This is a genomic window from Thermoflexus sp. (assembly GCF_040289485.1).
GTDB lineage: Bacteria > Chloroflexota > Anaerolineae > Thermoflexales > Thermoflexaceae > Thermoflexus.
In genome coordinates this window covers 15,567-34,204 of sequence record NZ_PSLG01000015.1, presented here as the reverse complement: position 1 = coordinate 34,204, position 18,638 = coordinate 15,567, and the positions used below count along the sequence as shown (strand labels likewise).

The 18,638-nt window shown below is 70.5% G+C and carries 18 protein-coding genes; 5 read left to right on the top strand and 13 right to left on the bottom strand.

Annotated elements, in window-relative coordinates; translation table 11 throughout:
* Window positions 1-39: 39 nt before the first annotated feature.
* The 4 genes from C4313_RS04350 to C4313_RS04335 are packed head-to-tail and all read right to left on the bottom strand — an operon-like array spanning window position 40 to window position 4,309.
* Entirely contained in the window at window positions 40-1,026 is a 987-nt protein-coding gene (locus tag C4313_RS04350; RefSeq protein WP_352428650.1) for a lysylphosphatidylglycerol synthase transmembrane domain-containing protein, read from the bottom strand.
* Window positions 1,023-2,183, bottom strand: a complete 1,161-nt coding sequence (locus C4313_RS04345; protein ID WP_352428649.1) for a glycosyltransferase family 4 protein — start codon at window positions 2,181-2,183, stop codon at window positions 1,023-1,025. Before C4313_RS04345 ends, C4313_RS04350 begins: the two co-directional genes overlap by 4 nt.
* A gap of 57 nt (window positions 2,184-2,240) precedes the next feature.
* Window positions 2,241-3,293, bottom strand: coding sequence for an NAD-dependent epimerase/dehydratase family protein (locus tag C4313_RS04340; protein WP_352428648.1), 1,053 nt, complete (start codon window positions 3,291-3,293; stop codon window positions 2,241-2,243).
* 11 nt (window positions 3,294-3,304) lie between these two features.
* Window positions 3,305-4,309, bottom strand: a complete 1,005-nt coding sequence (locus tag C4313_RS04335; protein ID WP_352428647.1) for a lysylphosphatidylglycerol synthase transmembrane domain-containing protein — start codon at window positions 4,307-4,309, stop codon at window positions 3,305-3,307.
* A gap of 227 nt (window positions 4,310-4,536) precedes the next feature.
* Between C4313_RS04335 and C4313_RS04330 the strand changes: the two genes are divergently transcribed.
* Window positions 4,537-4,764 (top strand): hypothetical protein, encoded by a 228-nt coding sequence (locus C4313_RS04330; RefSeq protein WP_352428646.1) that lies wholly within the window; start codon window positions 4,537-4,539, stop codon window positions 4,762-4,764.
* Between the two features lie 77 nt (window positions 4,765-4,841).
* On the opposite strand, the gene C4313_RS04325 is transcribed toward C4313_RS04330, so the two are convergent.
* The 3 genes from C4313_RS04325 to C4313_RS04315 are packed head-to-tail and all read right to left on the bottom strand — an operon-like array spanning window position 4,842 to window position 9,320.
* A complete protein-coding gene (locus C4313_RS04325; protein WP_352428645.1) occupies window positions 4,842-5,663 on the bottom strand; it encodes a LysM peptidoglycan-binding domain-containing protein in 822 nt (273 codons plus the stop codon).
* On the bottom strand, window positions 5,656-7,851 hold the full coding sequence (locus C4313_RS04320) for an ATP-binding protein (protein WP_352428644.1): 2,196 nt from the start codon (window positions 7,849-7,851) through the stop codon (window positions 5,656-5,658). Before C4313_RS04320 ends, C4313_RS04325 begins: the two co-directional genes overlap by 8 nt.
* A complete protein-coding gene (locus C4313_RS04315) occupies window positions 7,848-9,320 on the bottom strand; it encodes an O-antigen ligase family protein (RefSeq protein WP_352428643.1) in 1,473 nt (490 codons plus the stop codon). Before C4313_RS04315 ends, C4313_RS04320 begins: the two co-directional genes overlap by 4 nt.
* A 113-nt stretch (window positions 9,321-9,433) precedes the next feature.
* Here C4313_RS04315 and C4313_RS04310 point away from each other — a divergent pair, with 113 nt between their 5' ends.
* Window positions 9,434-10,255, top strand: a complete 822-nt coding sequence (locus C4313_RS04310) for an inositol monophosphatase family protein (protein WP_352428642.1) — start codon at window positions 9,434-9,436, stop codon at window positions 10,253-10,255.
* Between the two features lie 57 nt (window positions 10,256-10,312).
* On the opposite strand, the gene C4313_RS04305 is transcribed toward C4313_RS04310, so the two are convergent.
* The 6 genes from C4313_RS04305 to der all read right to left on the bottom strand — a co-directional run bounded on the left by C4313_RS04305 (window position 10,313) and on the right by der (window position 15,636).
* A complete protein-coding gene (locus C4313_RS04305; protein ID WP_352428641.1) occupies window positions 10,313-10,927 on the bottom strand; it encodes an HAD family hydrolase in 615 nt (204 codons plus the stop codon).
* A 31-nt stretch (window positions 10,928-10,958) separates the two neighbouring features.
* The gene (locus C4313_RS04300; protein ID WP_352428640.1) at window positions 10,959-11,591 is read right to left on the bottom strand and encodes a zf-HC2 domain-containing protein; all 633 of its coding nucleotides are present in this window, start codon (window positions 11,589-11,591) and stop codon (window positions 10,959-10,961) included.
* A gap of 34 nt (window positions 11,592-11,625) precedes the next feature.
* The gene (locus tag C4313_RS04295; protein WP_352428639.1) at window positions 11,626-12,237 is read right to left on the bottom strand and encodes an RNA polymerase sigma factor; all 612 of its coding nucleotides are present in this window, start codon (window positions 12,235-12,237) and stop codon (window positions 11,626-11,628) included.
* 9 nt (window positions 12,238-12,246) lie between these two features.
* A complete protein-coding gene (locus C4313_RS04290; RefSeq protein WP_352428638.1) occupies window positions 12,247-12,930 on the bottom strand; it encodes a glycosyltransferase family 2 protein in 684 nt (227 codons plus the stop codon).
* A gap of 66 nt (window positions 12,931-12,996) precedes the next feature.
* Window positions 12,997-14,241 carry a T9SS type B sorting domain-containing protein gene (locus C4313_RS04285; RefSeq protein WP_352428637.1) on the bottom strand — a complete coding sequence of 415 codons (1,245 nt, stop codon included), beginning with the start codon at window positions 14,239-14,241 and terminating at the stop codon, window positions 12,997-12,999.
* Between the two features lie 24 nt (window positions 14,242-14,265).
* Entirely contained in the window at window positions 14,266-15,636 is a 1,371-nt protein-coding gene (gene der / locus C4313_RS04280) for a ribosome biogenesis GTPase Der (protein WP_352428656.1), read from the bottom strand.
* A gap of 241 nt (window positions 15,637-15,877) precedes the next feature.
* On the opposite strand from der, the gene C4313_RS04275 reads away from it, so the two are divergent.
* From C4313_RS04275 to phnE, 3 genes are read left to right on the top strand one after another with little or no spacing between them, the layout of a single operon-like run.
* A complete protein-coding gene (locus tag C4313_RS04275) occupies window positions 15,878-16,813 on the top strand; it encodes a phosphate/phosphite/phosphonate ABC transporter substrate-binding protein (RefSeq protein WP_352428636.1) in 936 nt (311 codons plus the stop codon).
* Between the two features lie 44 nt (window positions 16,814-16,857).
* Window positions 16,858-17,670 (top strand): phosphonate ABC transporter ATP-binding protein, encoded by an 813-nt coding sequence (locus C4313_RS04270; RefSeq protein ID WP_352428635.1) that lies wholly within the window; start codon window positions 16,858-16,860, stop codon window positions 17,668-17,670.
* Window positions 17,652-18,464, top strand: coding sequence for a phosphonate ABC transporter, permease protein PhnE (gene phnE, locus C4313_RS04265; RefSeq protein ID WP_352428634.1), 813 nt, complete (start codon window positions 17,652-17,654; stop codon window positions 18,462-18,464). Before C4313_RS04270 ends, phnE begins: the two co-directional genes overlap by 19 nt.
* Window positions 18,465-18,638 lie beyond the last annotated feature (174 nt).

Below are 18,638 nucleotides of genomic sequence, written 5' to 3'. Positions count from 1 at the left end.
TCGGGCTTGCGCCCTCATTTTACCAGAGCGGACGGCCCCTCAGGCCCCCTCCTCGGCCCCCACGGCGGGGACAGGGCCGCGCAGCCCCTCACGGAGGGAAAGGAGCAGGCCGAGCAGGGTGATGGGGAGCCAGAGGATCAGGTGCAAAAGCAGCGTATAGGCGATGGCCACCGCCGAGGGGAGGCCGAAGGCCCGGAGCACCATCACCCCCGGCGCCTCGAAGGTCCCCAGGTATCCCGGCGCGGCGGGAAGGGCTGTGGCCAGGTTGGCTGCCGCCACCATCACCAGCAGGGCGAGGAAGGAGGACCGGACGGGGAAGGCCTGCATCACCAGCGCGTAGGTCGCGGCCTCGGCCAGCCAGATCAGGGCGGTGACGGCGCCCACCCGCACAGCGCGGGAGGGCCGGCGGAGGGCCATCAGTCCCTCCAGGAACCGCCCGGCGATCCCCGCCCAACGGGCGCCCACCGGGCCGGCCCCCTGTCCCCCGAGGCGGTCCAGCCCCTGCCGGAGCCATGGGGCGCCTGCGGCGGCGGCCATCAGCAGCAACAACGCCCCGCCGAAAGCGAGGGCGCCGCCGAGGACGAGGGGATATAAGGCCGGAGGCAGGGGGACGAAGAGGAGGGCCCCCAGGGCCAGCAACGCCACCATCAGGCCGTCGAAGACCCGCTCGATCACGATGGTCGCCAGGGCGGCGCTGACGCTCAGGCCGGTCCGCCGCCGGAGCACATACGCCCGCAACAACTCGCCCGCCCGGGCCGGGTAGAGGTTGTTCCCCATGTAGCCGATGGTCAGGGCCACGAAGCGGTCGGGGAAGCGGACGGGCTGCACACCCGCCAGCAGATCGCCCCAGCGCCAGGCCCGCAACGCCACGGCGACGAAGTAGAAAAGGGCGCCGGCCAGGAGCCAGCCCCCCCGCAGCCCCCGCGCCATCCCGGCCACCTCCCCCCAATGAAGCCCCTGCAGGGTCCAAGCCAACAGCCCCAGGCTGATCCCGATCCCGGCCCCGAAGAGAATCCGTTGCTTCACGGCAGCCCCCTTCCCGCCCGCAGCGCCTGGAACAGCGCTTCGTATTCGGCGGCCGTCCGCTCGGTGTTGTAGTGGCGGGCGACCTCCTCCCGCGGCCGGCAGAAAGCGGGCCGGTCCGCCAGCACCTGGAGGATCGCCCGGGCCAGCGCCCGGCTGTCTCGCGGGGGCACTGTCAGCCCCATCCCGGTGGTCCGGGTGGGGACGCGAACCCCTGGCAGGTCGCTGGCCACCACCGGAGTCCCGCAGAGCATGGCCTCCACCTGCACCAGGCCAAAGGACTCGGTGGCGTTCAGGCTGGGGAGTACCACCACGTCGCAACTGGCGAAGAAGGCGGCCATCTCCTCAGGCTCCAGGACCCCCACGAAGGTCCAGTGATCCCGGTAGCGCGCGAACAGCGGCGCCAGGCGCCGGGCGTAGGCCTCCTCCCCCAGGACGTTCCGGTAGGGACCGGCGAAGAGGACGCGGGCGTTCGGATGGACGGCCAGGATCTCGGGGAGCGCCTCCAGCAGCACCTCCACCCCCTTCTCGGCCGCCAGGCGGGCCGCCATCCCGATGACCACATGGCCCTCCAGGTTCCAGCGGGCGCGGAAGGCGGCCACCGCCTCCGGCCGGGGGACGGGGATCTCCACCGGCGGGGGGATGATCCGCACCTTGGGCAGATACCGGGAAAGGTAAGGGGAATGGCGCGCGTAGTCCTCGGTGTAAGTCACGATCACATCGGCCATGCGGGCCGCCAGGTGGTCCATCCCGTGGACGGCCAGGTTGGCCAGGCGGTTGAGCAGGCCCGGGGGGAGGGTCACATCGCAATGGTAGGTCAGGACCACGGGGCGGCCGAAGAGGCGGCCGCGCAGGGCGATGCCGGCGGCATCGAACTGCGGCAGGTGCAGCCACACCACGTCCGCCCAGCAGACCAGCCGGGTGGCCCACAGGCCGATGGTGGGCATAATCACCCCTTTGCTGATCCGCGCCCACACGGGCACCCGCCGGATCCGCACCTTGTCCCGCACTTCGACCGCGGGCAGGGCCCGGTCATACTGAGAGGTGAGGATCTGCACCTCGTGCCCCCGGGCGGCCAGGGCCCGGGCCACCCGCTCGACGTAGATGGTGAGGCCGCTGATGTGGGGCCGATAGTAAGTCAGGGCCACCAGGATCCGCATCGCTGCCCACCGCCCTCCCGAGGCAAGGTCCGCAAGGCCGTTGATCTCCCTCCTCCCTCAGCCGACAGCAGGGGGCATCCGGGCCCGGATCGTCTCCCAGTTCTCTCGGACCCACTCGGCGAGCTGGGTCAGGCCCTCCCGAACCCCCACCCGCGGGCGCCAGTCCAGGTCTCGCATGGCCTTCCGGATGTCGCTGATGTAGACCTTCTGGTCCCCGGGGCGCCATGGGCCGAAGGCCGGGGGATCGAGGGGGCGGCCCAGGATCTCCTCCAGGAGCGGAGCGAACTCGTGCCAGACGGAGAGGGTGTTCTCCGGCCCGCCGCCGATGTTATACACCTGGCCGGCCGTGCGGTCGATGCGCTCGACGGCCGCCCGCATAGCCGCCACCAGATCGGTGACGAAGAGCACGTCCCGCACCTGCTTCCCATCCCCGTAGATGGTGATGGGGCGCCCGGCCATGGCCGAGATCACAAAGTGAGCCACCCACCCCTGATCCTCGGTCCCGAACTGGTGGGGCCCGTAGATGCAAGACATGCGGAAGACCACCGTAGGGAGGCCATAGATGCGGGCGTAATCCCGCACATACTGGTCGGCCGCCCCCTTGGAGCAGCCGTAGGGGGAGTGGAAATCCAGGGGCTGCCGTTCGTCGATCCCAAAGGGTCGGTCGGCGTAGCGGTAGCGGGTGGCCTCCTCCACCACCGGGATCTCCTCCATCGCGCCGTAGACCTTGTTGGTGGACGTGTAGAGCACGACCGGCCGGCGGCGGGCTTGCCGGGCCGCCTCGAGGACGTTCAGGGTCCCCAGGGCGTTGATCTCGAAGTCCGTGCGGGGGTCGATTAAGGAGGTGGTGACCGCCACCTGGGCGGCCAGGTGGAAGACCACCTCGGCCTGGCGGACGGCCTCGGCCACCGCGGGGAAATCCCGGACGTCCCCCCGGATGAAACGGATCCGCCCACCGTGGCGAGCCTGGAGCCAGGCCAGGTTCCGTTCCACCCCGGGCCGGGCCAGGAGGTCGAACAGCAACACCACCCAGCCCTCCGCAGCCAGGGCGTCGGCCAGGTTGGATCCGATGAAGCCCGCTCCTCCGGTGATCAACGCCTGCGGCGGCATGGCCAGACCTCCTATTCGGATGGGAACACGCCCCCCGGCCGGTCTGCCCGCCGGAGGAAATCCAGACGCAGCGCCCCGGTCTCCCGCCAGAGCCCGAAGGCCCCCAACACGGAAAGGTAAACATAAACGAGGGCGTGGGAGACCACCGAGATGCTGAAGGCCGCTGCCTGGGGGACCCCGAACCCGCCCATCACCCCTACGGTGATGCCCTGCACCACCCCCACGTAGCCTGGGGTGGAGGGAACCAGCATCCCGAAGGTGATGGCGACGGTGGTCAGGAGGGCCACCTGCCCGTCGGGGGCCTCCAGAAAGATGTGCATCACGGCATACAGTTGGGCCGTCACCGCTCCCCAAGCCACCAGGGACCAGGCCAGGGCCAGGAGGAGGGCCCTTGGGGACCGGAGGACCTGGAGCCCGGCCAGGGCGGCCTCCGTCTCCCGGAGCACCCAGGCCCGCAGGCGGCGGGGCAGCGGCCGCGTCGCCCACCGGATCAGCCCCAGCGCCCAGCGGGGCCGGAAGGCCCCCAGCGCCAGCCCGGCCAGGGCGATCCCCGTCAGGCCGATCCCGGCCCGGCTCAGGACGCCCATCCCCAAGGTCTCCGGGCGGGCCGCCAGGGCCAGACCCGCTAACCCCAGCACCGCCACCAGGTCCAGCACGTGTTCCACCACGATGGACATGGCCACCAGGCCGGCCGGGGTTTGGGGGTGGCGGGCCAACAGGAGGACACGGGCCAGTTCCCCCATCCGGAAGGGAACCAGATGGGTCACCAGGTAGCCGATGTTCAGGACGTTCCAGAGGCGGGAGAAAGGAAGGCCCGGAGGGTCGTTGAGCAGGATCCGCCAGCGGACCGCGCGGGCCCCTACGCTCACCGTGAGGGCGGCCAAGGCGGGGAACAGCCAGCCATACCGCCCCGACCGCAACACCTCCCCCAGGGCGAGAAGATCCAGCCCCCGGATCGCCCCATACAGGGCCACCGCCCCGATCGCCAGCCCCAGCACCCACTGCCAGGTTCGCACCCCACACCTCCCGTCTTCCCGGCCCCACCTTGCCAACGTCCGCGCCATGATACCCCGGCTCCGACCGCCGCGGGAGGCAGCGGAAAGCCCCCTTCCCCGCCGCAACGCGTCGGCGACAGATCTCCCGGGCGATGAATTTAGGCTTGCCTAAATAGATGACGCACCTCTACAATGAGGGACGAGAAGGAGCATCCGCCCTCTCCACTCCTTGAAGAAAGGAGCGAGCCATGATCGGCAAGTGGGTCTACTACCAGATGGAGGAAGGCGCTGTGGCCCCGGCTCCAGAGGCCCCGGCGGAGGAGATGGCGCCGCCAGCGCCCCCCGCCCCGGCCAAGCCGGCCCGCCGGGCGCCGGCCAAGAAGCCGGCCAAGAAGGCCGCCGCCAAGAAGCCCGCGAAGAAGGCTGCCGCCAAAAAGACGGCCAAGAAGCCCACGAAGAAGGCCACCAAGAAGTAGCCCCCTCTTCCCCCGCCGCCGCGATCCCGGAAGGGGCGCCCTCCCGGCGCCCCTTTCATCGATGGCGCTATATGGCGCTACGGCGTGGCGGAAGGGCTGGGCGCCGGGGTAGCGGTCGGCGTCGCAGCAGGGGTTCCCGTGGGCATCGCCGTCGGGGAAGGGGTCGGCGTTTCGGTCGGTAATGGAGGCGGCGGAGGCGGTGGCGAAGGCGGCGCCGCCGTCGGGGTGGCCTCTGACGGCGGCCCATAGAGGCGCTGCCCCACCGTGAGGGCCGGCGTGGTCAGGCAGTTGGCCTGCATCAGGACGGAGAGGGGGACCCGGAACCGCACCGATAGGCGGTAGAGGGTGTCCCCCGGCTGGACGGTGTAAGGCACCCAGTCGGCTGGGGGACCGCAGGGGGTCGGGTTGGGCGTCGGGGTGGGCAGGGCCACGGGCAGATACACCCGCTGGCCGATGAAAAGGGCAGGGCTCCGGAGGCAGTTGGCCGTCAGGAAGCGAGAGAGGGAGATCCCAGCTCGGGTCGCCAGCCGGAAGGCCGTGTCCCCCGGCTGGACGCGGTAGGGGATCCAATCGGCCGGCGGCCGGCAGACCGGAACAGCGGTCGCCGTCGGCGTCGCAGAGGCCGTTCGGGGAACGAGGGCCGGCCCCGGCGAGACCGTCGGGGTCGGAGAGGGTCGGGACGTTGGGGGCGACGGACGGATCACCGGGCCCCCCGGCAGAGTTCCCACGGCCACCCCGGTGGGGCTGGGCGGCCGCGGGAGCGGGCGCGGCCGTCCCTCCGCCATCGCCGTCCAGAGAGCCCCCAGCATCAAGAGGCCCATGAGGGCCAGGGCCAGCCCCCCGCCCACGGCCTCCCGCAGACCCGGCCGCGGCCCTCCAATCCGCTCGCGTTCAGCCATCGGAGGACCCCCCGCGATGGGTTTCCGCCAGGGGGAGGACCACAGTGAAGGTGCTACCGGCCCCGGGCTCGCTTTCCACCCAGATCCGCCCGCCGTTCGCCTCCACCAGGGCCCGAACGAGGGAGAGGCCGATGCTGTCCCCCACCCCCGGGATCAGGGGTGTGCCCGCCCGATAGCGGGGGACAAAGACCCGGGCGGCTTCCTCAGGCGGGATCCCGCCCCCCGTGTCCTGGACGCGGAGGAAGAGCACGCCCGGCAGGCTGGGGTTCCGGCGCGCCATCACACGGATGGCCGTCCCCGACCGGCTGCACAGGGCAGCGTTGTTCAACAGGCCATAGAGGATCTGCTCCGCGGCGTCCGGATCCACCCCCACCGGCGGCAGATCCTCCGGCCACTCCAGATCGACCTGAAGGCCCCGCTCTTGCAAGATCGGCTGCAGCCGTTGCAGGACCTGATCCCGCACCGCCGTCAGGGAGACAGGACCGGGCTCCAGCCGGTCGGCCCCACCATCCCGGGCGACGACCTGCAGGACCTGCCGGATCAGGCCGGCGGTCCGCTCGATGTTGGCTTTGATGCGGAGCAAAAACTGCCGCTGAGTGGCCCCCAGGATCCCCACGGACTCGCCCAGCAGCAGATCCGTATATCCGAGCATGGCCGTTAACGGCGTGCGGAGCTCCTGGAGGAGGGCAAGGACCAGTTCCCAGCGTTCGTCCCCGGCCTCGGCGCCGGTGGCCCCTGGTCCCTCCCCGGTCGGGCCGGCGGCCACCGGCAAGGCGGCTCGGGCCTCCAGCAACTGGGCCAGTTCCTCCGCCCGCCGCCGCCAGCGCTCCCGCTCCTCCTCGGCCTCCGCAGCCCGCGTCGCCCAGCGGTTGATCTCCCGTTGCAACGCCTGGCGCTCCTCGGCCCACCGGTCCTCCAAGCGGCGGACTGTCTCCTCATGCACCTGTCGGAAGGCCGCCAAGGCGGCCTCCGCCAAGGCCCCGCGCTCCAAGGCCTGCAGGCCGACCACGGCCAGGGCCAGATGGTCGGCCATCCGCTTCAAAAGCAACGGGTCGGGGCGGGCCCCCTGGGGATACCCCATCAGCCACGCTCCCAACGCCCGATCCTCGGCGATCAGCGGCTCCACCCAGAGATCCCCCGGCTCGGCCATCCCGAAGGCCTGCCAGAGCCGCCGGAAGGCCTCGTCGGCTGGATCCGAAGGGCGGCAAAGCCCGCCCTGGCGCTGGCTCAGGATCCCGGCGATCGGCCCGTAGTCGGCCAGCGGGAGGGCGAGATCGGTCCCGGCTTGGGGCAACCCCTCGCCCTCCCGGGCGATCAGCAGCAACTGGCCTTCTTGCAGGAGCCCCAGGGCGGACCATCGGGCGCCCACCAGCCGGCGGGCCGCCGCCAGCGCCTCCGGAAACGGGGCCGGCGCCCCCGGCGATCGAAGGGCCGCCAGCAGCCCACGGCTCCATGCGGCCCAGAGGGCGCTGGATTCCCCGTCCGCTGTCGACGCCCTCCGGAGGAAGGCCAGGGCCGTCGCCCGGTAGGCACCGGCCAGCCACAGGGGGTAGGCGGTAAGGGCCCCCCATCGGACCCAGGGGGCCAGATGGGTGCCGGGGACCGGGAGGTTCAGTTGGAGGATGGCCCCCAGGGCGAGGGCGAAGAATCCCAGGGATCCCACGCCCCGAAACCCCTCCGGGCGCTGGGAGAGGAGCAGGCCGCTCGATCCCAGGCACAGCCCCAGCAGCCAGAGCATCCACGCCCGGTCCTGCGGGGTCAGCGCGTAAAAGGCCATGGGATCCTGGAGGACGAGGGCCTGCCAGCCAGGGGCGAGGGCTCCATACACCCCCAGGGCCAGTGTGGTATGGAGGGCTGGCAGCCACGGCCACCCCACGCCCCCGGCCATCGCCCCCCCCAGCCATCCCAACGTGATGAGGTCCACAGCCCGTTCCAGCGGCGGCAGCACGGTGCCGGGGGCCAGCCACCGGGTTTCCCCCAGGGCGGCGGCGAAGAGGACGGCCCGGCCGAGGAGGCCCAGGCCGGCGGCCAGGGCGAGGCGCCCGGGAACCCCCCGCCACCCTGCCCAGCGGCCCTGGGCCAGGGCCATCAGGAGCAGGGCCTCGAGAGCCAGGCCGATCATCAGATGATAGAACAGCGAGGCCGGGGCCTCCGTGAGCAGGCGGGCGAAGACGAGGTCCCCCGTCATGGCCGTTCAACCGCCCCCGGGATTTCCCCCGTGACCGCAGGCGCTGGAGACGGCTGGGCGAGGCGGGTGGCCGCCATCCCCATGCCGACCAACAGCCAGAACCACTGCACCATATGGTGGAAATCGAAGTTCATGAAGTGATGATCGAAGAGGCCGCTGACCAGGGCGGCCACCATCGCGCCGTGGAGCCCCAGCCAGAGGGGCTCCAGATCTGGGCGGGCCCGCAGGGCACTCCAGGCCCGCCCCGCGGCGGCGAAGAAGACGCCCATCATCGCCAGGAAGACCCCCAGCCCGACCAGCCCCATCTGGACCGCCAGCAACAGGTAGATGCTGGCGACCTTGATGTAGAGGTCCACATCGGGGACCCCGGCGAAGCCGACGCCGAACAGCGGGTAGCGGGCGATCAGCGTCAGGGCATCCCGATATTCCCCAAAGCGCATCTGGGTGGCCAGATCCTCCCCCCGCAACCCGGCCAGGAGGTGCTGGGCATATTCCCGGGTCGCCGGAAGCAGGAACAGCAAGGCCATACCGAGGAACAGCGGCGGCAGCAGCCGCCGGTAGCGGACCATGGCGAGGGCCAAGAGAGCCACCGCTGCCCCGATGAACGAGCCCCGCGAGAAGGTGAGCAACAGCGCCGCCCCCATCGTGCCCAGGAAGATCAGGATCAGCGGGCGGGGCCAGAGGGGCCGCCGGGCGAAGCACTGGGGAAAGGCGAGGGCGATCAGGGTGGCCAGAGTGGCGCCCAGCAGATTGGGGTCCACAGCGGTGCCGATGGCCCGCTCGGGTTGTTGCGGATCGTCCAGGATGTAGCGGAGGACCGGCCCCCCCTCCGGGTAATAGCCGAGAGGCCGGAGGCGGAGCAGCCAGCCCTCGGCCTGCGCGTCGGGCAACGTGTAGAGGACCACCGCGAGGAGGGCGGCCAGGAAGCCCAGGCCCAGGATCCAGCGGACCCAGCGGGCCAGCCGGGCCTCGTCGCGCGCCAGGGTGACCACCCAGAAGAACGAGAGGGCCGCCAGCAGGAACTCCGCCAACCGACGGGCGACCGTCGGGGTGAGGGCCGCATGGCCCAGGCCGGCCACGAAGGTCGCCAGGGTGGTTCCGACGAAGGCCAGCACCGGGAACGCCAGGGGGTTTCCCTCCAGCGGGGGCGTGCGGCCGGCGGCCCACCAGGCCAGGCCGCTCACCAGCCACCCCAGAACGGCCAGATCCAGAAATGTGGGAACAAAGCCCAGGTGGACCGGGACAGTGGCGAAGGGCAGGAGGAAGATCACCCCGATCCCCATCAGGAAGGCAAAATCGAGGGAGCACAGGACCAGGGCCCCGAGGGCGACGCCCAGCAGGCCGCCCAGGGCGAGGAGCGGACCGCCAGCCGCAATCGCCCAGCCCAGCCCCCATGCGGCGGCCAGCGCCAGCGCCAGCCCAGCCGCTCTGCGCATCGAAAGGGGACGAAGGCCCCCTGCACGGATCACCGCTTTGCCTCCCGACCCCATCCGGCGGGTCCCTGGAGAGGATTATAATCCTGCGAGGCCTGGCGGGAGCAGGCCCCTTCCGACATGCGACACCCGCTCTGGGAGGCATTCCGATGAAGGACCTGGCGACGATCCTGGACCGCGCCTATGCCGTGGCGGTGGAGGCGGCCTTGGAGGCCGGCCGGATCCTGCGGGGGTATTTCCGCCGCACCCGAGAGGTCCATCACAAGGGGGAGATCGATCTGGTCACCGAGGCGGACGTGGCCTCGGAGCAGGAGATCCTGGCCCGGATCCGCAGGGCCTTCCCGGATCACGGGGTGCTGGCCGAGGAGAGTGGGGAGGCCTCGCGGGATTCCCCCTGGCTGTGGGTGGTCGACCCGCTGGACGGCACCACCAACTTCGCCCACGGGTTCCCGGTCTTCTCGGTTTCCATCGCCCTCCTGCACGAGGGGGAGCGGGTGCTGGGCCTCGTCTACGACGTCATGCGGGACGAACTGTTCGCCGCCCGTCGGGGCGGGGGTGCCTTCCTGAACGGGCGGCCGATCCGGGTGAGCGATGTGTCGCAGCTGGAGGACGCCCTGCTGGTGACGGGTTTCCCTTACGATCGCCACGACGCCCGTTTCGACAACACACGGGAGTTCGTGGCCTTGCTGAAGCGCTGTCATGGGGTGCTGCGGGTGGGATCGGCGGCGCTGGACCTGGCGACGGTGGCGGCGGGGCGGCTGGATGGTTACTGGGAGTTCCGGCTCAACCCGTGGGATCTGGCCGCAGGCGCCCTCCTGGTCGAGGAGGCCGGGGGCGTCGTCACCACACCCGACGGCGCCCCTTTCCCGTCCCTGGGGACCGATATCGTCGCCAGCAACGGGCGGATCCACAGCGCCCTCCTGGAGGTCCTGGCGGCGTGCCGGGCGACAGGGACCCGGGGGAGCCTCTGAAAGCCGCCGCGTGGGCCGGATGGGACGGCGCTCTGCCGGGGCCGGTTCCCAGGATCTCTACCCGCTGATCTCCCCATCGAGCCACCCTTGCAACTGCCGCAGGGCGGCTTCGGTCTCTTGGAAACGGATGCCGTAGAGGCCCAGGGCCCGGGCGGCCTCCACGTTCTCAGGGAGATCGTCGACGAAGGCCGCCATCGGGGGCGGGACCTGCAGCCGCTCCAGGGCCAGGCGGTAGATGCGGGGGTCGGGCTTCAGGAGCCCCACTTCGGCGGAGATCACCACCACGTCGAACAGGTCCAGCAGCCCGAGGCGCCGCAACACCTCCCGCAGGCCCGACCACGCGTTGCTGATCAGGCCCAGGGCGACCCGTCCCTTCCAGCCGCGCAAGGCCGCCACCAGCGCCTCGTTCAGGCGATCCCCAGCGAAGAAGCGCGCCCGCAGCCGGTGCACGGCCTCCGGATCGAAAAGGCCCATCCGCTCCCCGACGGCCCGCCAGAAGGCCGGCTCGGGGATCTCCCCTCGCTGGGCCCGCAAGGAGAGGTCGCTGGCGAAGATGAGATCCTCCAGCGCCTCCACCGAGAGCCCCAGATCGCGGGCGAGGTCCCGGCGGGGGCGTGGATCCTCGCTCCGCACCAGCACGCCGCCGAAATCCACAATGACCGCCCGTCGCATCCGGCTCCTCCGTTCCGCACCGACCAAGGTCCTACCCGCGAAGGCCCGGCGGACGGCCCCGTCGGCCCCGCCACCGGTCGAGGGCCAGCAGGCCGATGGCCCCCAGAAGCAGGGCCAGCTCCAGGAACCGCACCGGGGAGGCCAGCGGGGCGGGGGCCGGCGGAGGGGTCGCCGCCGGGGCCATAGGGGCCGGCGTCGGGGTGGCCTCGGGGACAGCCAGCCCGAAGAGGGGCGCGGGGGAAGGCGCTGCCTGCTCCGACAGCCCCCTCTGGCGCGCGATGGCTGGCCCCGCCGGCGTAGCCTCGGACGTCGGGGCCGCGAGCCGGCCCCCCGTGACGATGAGATCCAAACCCAGGAGCAGGACGAAGGCCGCTGCCATCGCCCAGGCAGCCCAGCGGAGCGTGCTCGCCCCCAGGGAAGCGGGGGCGACCTGCTCCGGCCGCACCGCCAGCGGGAAAGGGGCAGGGACCCGCGGCAGGGCCCGCACGGCGCGGACCGTCCACGCCAGCGTCTCCCAGGACCGGGCGCAGGAGACACACGCTCGCAGATGGGCCTCCACCCGGGCCCGCTCGTCGGGGTCCAGGCGGCCGTCCAGATACAAGGACAACCGCTCCTGAACCCATCGATGCTCATCGATATTCCGACGGAAGAAGGCCATGGTCATCACCCACCGCCGTCGCCCCCGCGGGGTTTCCCTCTCAAGGGGGACGCCGGATCCCCGGGAGAAGTTCCCGATGGGCCAGCAGGAAATCCCGGGCCCGCATGCGGGCCCGGCTCAGGCGCGATTTGACGGTCCCGACGGGCACGCGGAGGATCTCCGCGATCTCCTCGTAGGAGTAGCCCTCCACATCCGCCAGCACCAGGACGACGCGCTGGTCCTCCGGCAGGCTCTGGAGGGCTTGGTGCAACAGTTCGGCCAGTTCGCGGTTCTCCACGTAGGTCTCCGGCCCCTCCACCGGCGGCAACGTCCATTCGGCCTCCGGACCCTGGTCGACGACGAAGAGGGCCTCCAGGGAGGCCTGGGGGCGCCGCCGGCGGCGGCGCAGCTCATCATAGCACGCGTTGGTGACGATGCGGGCCAACCAGGCCTGGAACGAGCCACCCCGGAAAGAGCGGATCCCCCGGAAGGCGGCGATGAGGGCCTCCTGGACGGCGTCAGCGGCGGAGTCGTGGTCGCCCATGATGCGATAGGCCAGGTTGTAGAGGCGATCCTGATACCGGCGGATCAAGGCGTTGAAGGCCTCCAGGTCGCCGGACCGGGCGGCCTCGATCAGCCGGCTCTCATCGGCGGGAGGGAGGGGGAGCGTCATTCCCCAGCCTCAATCCGTGAAACGATATTTGATCAGGGTCCACAGGGCCTTCAGGCCGTCGCGCACCGGCCGGATCTTCTTGCCCTCTTTGAACTCACGGCCGTAATAGGAGATGGGGACCTCGAAGATGCGGTAGCCCCGCTTGAGGATCTTGGCCGTGATCTCCGGCTCGAACTCAAAACCGCGGGCGCGCAAGGGGATGTCTCGGATCACGTCGGCCCGGAACACCTTGTAGCCGGTCTCCATATCACTCAGGATGGCATCGTAGAGCAGGTTGGTGACCATCGTCAGGAACTTGTTGCCGATCATATGCCAGAAGAGCATCGCCTTGCGCGGGCCCAGGAAGCGGGAGCCGTAGACGACGGCCGCCCGGCCCTCCTGGATGGGACGGATGAGTTGAGGGTAGTCCCGCGGGTCGTATTCCAGGTCAGCGTCCTGGATGAGGAGGATGTCTCCGGTGGCGTGGGCGATGCCGGTGCGCACGGCCGCCCCCTTGCCCATGTTCCGCTCGTGGAAAAGCACCCGGATGTCCCCGCTCCGGGCCTCCTCCTCCAGGATCTCCCGTGTCCCATCGGTGGAGCCATCGTCCACCACGATGATCTCGTCGGCCAGGCCTACCGCCCGCACCTGTCTGAGGATCTCCCGGATGGTGGCCCGCTCGTTATACACGGGGATGATCACCGAGAGCCGCACCCTTCCCCCTCCGGTCCCCAGGGATCCTCTGGCTATCATACCCGATTCAAAGGCAACCCGGGGACCCTAGGGGCCCTGGATCCAGACCCGGTGGGGGTCCACCCGGTCGTTCAGCGGCGCGATCTCCACGTCCTCGTGGATCAGGCCCGCCCAGAAATACTGCGGGTTGCGGGGCGGGACGTAGGTCATCCGGATGCACCCGGTCACCAGGGCGGTGCGGCCCGGCGGCAGATAGTAATAGGGCCGCCCGTCCAGGACCCGCACCTCCAGGTCCTCCGGGCGCCCCACCGCCCAGCGGAACGGGTAATTGCGCAGCGCCGTGTCGAAGTTGATGCCCACCCGCCAGGCGCCGGACTCCTCGGGCCAGCCCTCGGGGCGCCCCGGCCGCGGGGCGTTGAAGGTCTCGTCCAGATCGTAACAGGTCCCTGGGGGCGGCCCGCTGGTCCGGATGGGCACCCGGCCGTAGTTGTGGACCGTGAGGGTGAAATACAAGTAGCCGCCCAGGGAGACCGGGATGTAGTCGCCGGTCCCCTGGGAGCGGTCAGAGCGGAACTCGACCTGGCCGTTCAAGATCTCCGCCCGGGGCACCCCGCCCTCCCGGATCCTCAGGGTGCCGGTGGCGACATCCCGCAGGCCTAGGAGGTCCTCGGCCACGGCGTAAACCGTGTAGGTCCCGTCCGGCGGGGGCTCCTGGCCGCGGTCCACCCCGGCGTCGTAGTCGAAGAGGTGGCAGCCCTCCTCGCCGGGCTTCCGCAACTGGATGGTCTTGCGGGGCACCGGGTAGCGGACGCCGTCGGGACCCTCTAGGTAGACGGAGAGCTGGGCCGGGCGGTTGATGCACACGTTGATGGTGGCCCGGTCGCTGAGGCCGTCCCGGTTGGGGGTGATCTCGGGGGGCGAGATGCTGAAGCCGGTGATCGTCAGGGGCTGCGGGTTCGACCCGCTGACGGTCAAGGTGCCGGTGATGCGAGCAACCTCGCCATCATCCCGCGCCTCCACCACCCAGGTGTAGCGGCCGTCGGGAAGCAGCCGGTTCTCCGCCACCCCGTTGAAGAGGACCTCGTAATCCCCCGGCGGGCGGGGCTGATCGCGCCGGAAGTAATGGGGAACCCCGTCCGGGCCGACGAAGTAGATCGAGAGGCGAGCGGCCCGGCCCAGGCGATACTGGATGACCACCACGTCGTCCCGCCCGTCGCCGTTGGGGGTGAGGCGGTCCGGGCGGACAGCGGCTGCAACGAGCAAGGGCGCAGGCCGGCAGGCAGCCAGGGCGATCCCGCCCAGCCAGAACAGGACCCACGGTGTGGTTTTCATGCCTCCGCTCCGTCCAGGATGACCTCAGTCCTCTGGGCGCTCGTGGCCCCGGAAGACCAACCGCAAGGGCGTCCCGGTGAAGGGATAGCGCGCCCGGATGCGGTTCTCCAGGTAGCGCTCGTAGGAGAAGTGCACCAGGTCGGTGTCGTTGACGAAGAAGACAATGCTCGGCGGGTCCGTGCGCGCCTGCGTGACATAGTAGATCTTCAAAGGGCGTCCCTTGCGGGTGGGGGGCGGCTGCTCGGCCATGGCCTCCCGGACCAGCCGGTTCAATTCCGAGGTGCTCAGGCGCACATGGCGTTCCCGATAGACCTGGAGGGCCAGGGGGAGGAGGTCCGGGACGCCATAGCCGGTCTTGGCGGAGACGAAATGGATCGGCGCGTAATCCAGAAACCTGAGGGTCTGCCGGACGTGGGCGGCGAATTCCTCTGGCTTGACCCGGGGCCGACCCCGCTCGTCCTGGAGCAGGTCCCATTTGTTGACCACCAGGATCACACTGCGGGCCTCGTCCACCACAATCCCACCGATCACCGCGTCCTGATGGGTCACCCCCTCCGGGGCGTCCAGCACCAGGAAGACCACATCGCTGCGCTGGATCGCCCGTAGGGCCCGCAGGACGCTGTAGTGCTCCACGCCGGGCTGGATCTGACCCCGGCGGCGGATCCCGGCGGTGTCGATGAGCACGATCCTCTTCCCCTCCCACTCGATCGGCGTGTCGATGGCATCGCGGGTGGTCCCGGGAATGGGGCTGACGATGACGCGCTCCTCGCCCAGGAGGGCATTGAGCAGGGAGGACTTGCCCACGTTCGGCCGGCCGACGATGGCGATGCGGACCCCTTCCTCCTCCTCCGCCTCGGCCAGGGCCGGCAGGGCGGCCACGATGGCGTCGAGGAGCTCGCCGATCCCGGTGCCGTGGAGGGCGGAGATGGGATAGACCTCGCCCAGCCCCAGCCGATAGAACTCCACGGATGCCGCCCGCAGGGCCTCGTTGTCGGCCTTGTTGGCCGCCACAAGGATCGGCTTCTGAGCCCGTCGCAGGACCTCGGCCACGGCCTCGTCGGCGGCCGTCAGGCCGGCCTGGGCGTCCACCACCAGCACCAGGACATCGGCCTCGGCGATGGCGATCTCGGCCTGGGCCCGGATCTGAGGGAGGAAGGCGGCGGAGTCCTCGGCCAGCGGCTGGGCGGGGCGCAGGCCCGCCTCCGCCTTGGGCGGGAGCACCTCCAGCCCCCCGGTGTCCACCAGGGTGAAAGCGAACCCGTTCCAGAGCACCTCCCCGTGCAGGCGATCCCGGGTGGTCCCCGGCCGCTCATCGACCACCGCCAGGCGCTGGCCGATCAGCCGGTTGAAAAGCGACGATTTGCCCACGTTGGGCCGCCCCATCAGGGCGACCATCGGCTTGCGCGTGCCCACCGATCCCCTCTCGGAAACCGCGAGATCCCTTGCGGCCCTCAGCCTTATAAACCTACCGCAGATCACGCCCCCCGTCCAGCGCCCGGGACACCGACAAAAATTAACCTTGGTTACTTCGTCAGAAAACCATTTATGAAATTTTGTCATTAACGGCCTTCTATTGACATGCCCAAGGGAGATCGTTACAGTGGGAACAGAACATGCCCTGACCGGAGGGTTCCAGATGCGACGGCTCCTTCGATGGGGGATCATCGGCGGGCTTCTGCTCGCTGTGGCCTGCGCGCCGCGGGCGGCCTCAAAGACCCGGCTGGTCATCGCCGTTCAGCCGACGCTGGCCGTCTCCGAGGTCCAGGAGCGGGCCCAACCGTTGAAGGCCTTCCTGGAGCAGCGGCTGGGGCCGAACGTCACGGTCGAGATCTACGTTCCCCTGAGCCAGGCCGGGGTGGTGGAAGCCTTACGCTTCGGCCAGGCCCACGTGGCGTTCATGGGCCCCTTCGCCGCCTACCTAGCGGTCGAACGAGCGAACGCCGACCTGGTCCTGGCCGAGGTCCGCGAGGTGATCCACGGGGATCAGAAGGTCGAGGCCCCTCATTACTTTTCCTACTGGGTGGTCCGTCGGGAGGCCCCCTACACGCGCCTGGCCGATCTGAAAGGCCGGCGGGCGTGCTTCCCGAGCCCGGTCTCCGGCTCCGGCTACATCGCGCCCCTGGCCCGGCTGATCGAACTGGGCCTGCTCCCGAAGCCGGAGCGCGGGGAGGCGGATCCCAAGGCCTTCTTCGGGGAGGTGCTCTTCGCCGGCGGCTACGCCCAGTGCTGGGAGGCTTTGAAGGCCGGGCAGGTCGATGTGACAATCATCGCTGGTGATGTGCCGGAGGCCCTGTACCGGGAGGTGTTGGCCGCCACCCGTGTCCTCGAACAACAGGGACCGCTGCCTTCCCACGCGGTGGTGGTGAGCCGCTCCCTGACGGAGCCGCTGCGCAGCCAGGTGATCGACGCCCTGCTGGCCCTTGGGGCTCCGGAGCACCGGGGCCTCATGCGCCAGTTCGTCTCAGGGCTCTTCGTCGGTTTCCAGCGGAGCGACGCCCAGACCCACCTGGGGGCTTTCAAGGCCTACCTCCAGGCCACCCGCATCGCCTTCACCGAACGGATCACCCCGTGACCTTCCCGGGGTAGAATCGTTGCATCTTTCGGCGAGGTTCACCGATGACGCTGACCTTCGCGCAGGCCGAGGCCGTCTGGAAGGCGGAGGAGGAACTCCCGCCAGCCCTCCATGTGGAGGACCTCTGGTTCGCCTACCGCCCGGGGGCCTGGGTTCTGAAAGGGGTCAACCTGAGGGTGCCGGCCGGTGGGTTCTGGGCGGTGATGGGCCCCTCCGGGGCCGGCAAGACCACTTTGATGCGCCTGCTCGCCGGCCTGCTGCCCCTGCAGCAGGGGCGGGTGGCGGTGCAGGGCCACCCCCTGCATGTGGGGCTGCCGCCCGGGTTCCGACACCTCGTTGGTTACATCCCCCAGCAACTGGGCCTGGTCCGCGGCCTGACGGCCCTGGAGAACGTGCTGCTGGGCGCCCTGGCCCGGCACGACGGCTGGGGGACGGCCCTGGGCCTCTTCCCGCGGTCCGAGGTCGAGCGGGCCCGCTCCCTGCTGGCCATGCTGGGGCTGGCCGACAAGGCGGAGGAGAAGGTCTTCCGGCTCAGCGGGGGGGAACGCCAGCGGGTGGCCATCGCGCGGACGCTCATGCAGGATCCCCGAATCCTGCTGGCCGATGAGTTCGTCTCGGACCTAGATCTGCCACGGGCCGCCCAGGTCCTGGCCTTCGTCCGCGCGTGGGCCCAGGAACGAAACCTGACGGTGGTCATGAACCTCCACGAGATCCAGTTGGTCCAGGAGTTCGCCGACTGCGTGGCCATCCTGAAGGACGGCCGGGTGGTTGAGACCGGGCCGGCCGCCCAACTGGGCTGGACGCGGCTGCGGGAACTCCTGGAGGAGGGAGGATCGGCGTGGGCACGCGAGGCCTGACCCGGCGCGGGACCTCATGGGGCTGGGAGGTCGGCCGCTGGGGGGACCTGGGGCTTGGCGTCGGGCTGCTGGCGCTGTTGGGGGTGCTGCTGGGTGGGATGGGGCTCTTCGAGCCCGGGCGCCTGGCCCAGGGCGCCCTCAACGCGGTCCACTTCGCCCGGGAGATGTTCCCCCCGGATCTATCGGTGCTCCCGGTGATCGCCGGCGCCCTCGGAGAGACCCTGCGCATGGCCCTGGCGGGGACGCTTCTGGGGTTCTTCCTCGCCTTCCCCCTCGGCGTGCTGGGGACCCGCACCCTGTTCCCACCGGTGGTGGTCGGGGGGGTCCGTTTCCTCGTCGCCGCCATCCGCACGGTGCCCTCGCTGCTGTGGGCAGTGGTCATGGTCATCGTGGTCGGGCTGGGCCCCCTGGCCGGCACCCTGGCCCTGGCCTTCTATACCGTCGGCTACCTGGCCAAACTCTACGCCGAGCTCTTCGAGGGGATCGACCCGGAGATCCTGGAGGCGGTGCGGGGCGTCGGCGCCAAGCGCCGCCATCTGATCCGTTTCGTCCTCTGGCCGGAGAGCGCCAACGCCGTCCTCAGCCAGTTGCTCTTCATGCTGGAATATAACATCCGCGCCTCGACGGTCCTGGGGCTGGTGGGCGCCGGCGGCATCGGCTTCTACATGCAGATCTACCTGAGCACCATGGCCTACGCCCGCCTGACCACGGTGCTCCTCACGGTCCTGCTGCTGGTCCTGGCGATGGACGGCCTCAGCGCCTGGGTCCGGCGCCGTTACCTCCTCGCCTCCTAGAAGGCAGGCTCCGGCGGTGGCTATCATTCCTATGGAGGCGAATGTCGAGGACCCTTCCGGTGCGCCGCTGGATGCCCTCCCCGCGCCCGCCGCCGGCCCCAGCCCCCCTCCTGGGGGCGCTGGCCCTGGCCCTCGCCGGCCTGATCGCTGTGGGCCTCCAGGGCCGGCTGCAGC

Excerpts from the sequence above, each read along its gene's own strand:
- C4313_RS04285 (WP_352428637.1), bottom strand. The coding sequence starts at position 14,241 with ATGAAAACCACACCGTGGGTCCTGTTCTGGCTGGGCGGGATCGCCCTG.
- C4313_RS04270 (WP_352428635.1), top strand. The coding sequence starts at position 16,858 with ATGACGCTGACCTTCGCGCAGGCCGAGGCCGTCTGGAAGGCGGAGGAG.
- der (WP_352428656.1), bottom strand. The coding sequence starts at position 15,636 with ATGGTCGCCCTGATGGGGCGGCCCAACGTGGGCAAATCGTCGCTTTTC.
- C4313_RS04330 (WP_352428646.1), top strand. The coding sequence starts at position 4,537 with ATGATCGGCAAGTGGGTCTACTACCAGATGGAGGAAGGCGCTGTGGCC.
- C4313_RS04345 (WP_352428649.1), bottom strand. The coding sequence starts at position 2,183 with ATGCGGATCCTGGTGGCCCTGACTTACTATCGGCCCCACATCAGCGGC.
- C4313_RS04320 (WP_352428644.1), bottom strand. The coding sequence starts at position 7,851 with ATGACGGGGGACCTCGTCTTCGCCCGCCTGCTCACGGAGGCCCCGGCC.
- C4313_RS04300 (WP_352428640.1), bottom strand. The coding sequence starts at position 11,591 with ATGACCATGGCCTTCTTCCGTCGGAATATCGATGAGCATCGATGGGTT.
- C4313_RS04275 (WP_352428636.1), top strand. The coding sequence starts at position 15,878 with ATGCGACGGCTCCTTCGATGGGGGATCATCGGCGGGCTTCTGCTCGCT.
- C4313_RS04310 (WP_352428642.1), top strand. The coding sequence starts at position 9,434 with ATGAAGGACCTGGCGACGATCCTGGACCGCGCCTATGCCGTGGCGGTG.
- C4313_RS04295 (WP_352428639.1), bottom strand. The coding sequence starts at position 12,237 with ATGACGCTCCCCCTCCCTCCCGCCGATGAGAGCCGGCTGATCGAGGCC.
- C4313_RS04325 (WP_352428645.1), bottom strand. The coding sequence starts at position 5,663 with ATGGCTGAACGCGAGCGGATTGGAGGGCCGCGGCCGGGTCTGCGGGAG.
- C4313_RS04340 (WP_352428648.1), bottom strand. The coding sequence starts at position 3,293 with ATGCCGCCGCAGGCGTTGATCACCGGAGGAGCGGGCTTCATCGGATCC.
- C4313_RS04305 (WP_352428641.1), bottom strand. The coding sequence starts at position 10,927 with ATGCGACGGGCGGTCATTGTGGATTTCGGCGGCGTGCTGGTGCGGAGC.